We start from the raw sequence: 354 nt of genomic DNA, 5'->3' as shown, positions 1-354 counted from the left end.
AGCTGGGTCACAACTACATCGGGACCGAGCACATCCTTCTTGGTCTCATCCGTGAGGGCGAGGGTGTGGCGGCCCAGGTTCTGGTGAAGCTGGGTGCCGATCTGAACCGGGTGCGGCAGCAGGTCATTCAGTTGCTGCACGGTTACCAGGGCAAGGAGCCGGCGGCGGCGGGCGGGCCGCAGGAGGCCGCGCCGTCGACGTCTCTTGTGCTGGACCAGTTCGGTCGTAATCTCACCCAGGCGGCTCGTGAGGGCAAGCTCGATCCGGTGATCGGGCGTGAGAAGGAGATCGAGCGGGTGATGCAGGTCCTGTCCCGCAGGACCAAGAACAACCCGGTGCTGGTGGGTGAGCCCG

At 65.5% G+C, this 354-nt stretch carries 1 protein-coding gene; it reads left to right on the top strand.

Features of this window, described 5'->3' with window-relative positions:
- On the top strand, positions 1–354 hold a 354-nt coding region (locus tag QSK26_RS41535; RefSeq protein WP_285780869.1), incomplete at both ends, for a Clp protease N-terminal domain-containing protein.

The sequence above is a fragment of the Microtetraspora sp. NBRC 13810 genome (assembly GCF_030268685.1).
GTDB lineage: Bacteria > Actinomycetota > Actinomycetes > Streptosporangiales > Streptosporangiaceae > BSRQ01.
The sequence above is the reverse complement of the archived record's forward strand: the minus strand, read 5'-3'. Positions and strand labels throughout refer to the sequence as shown.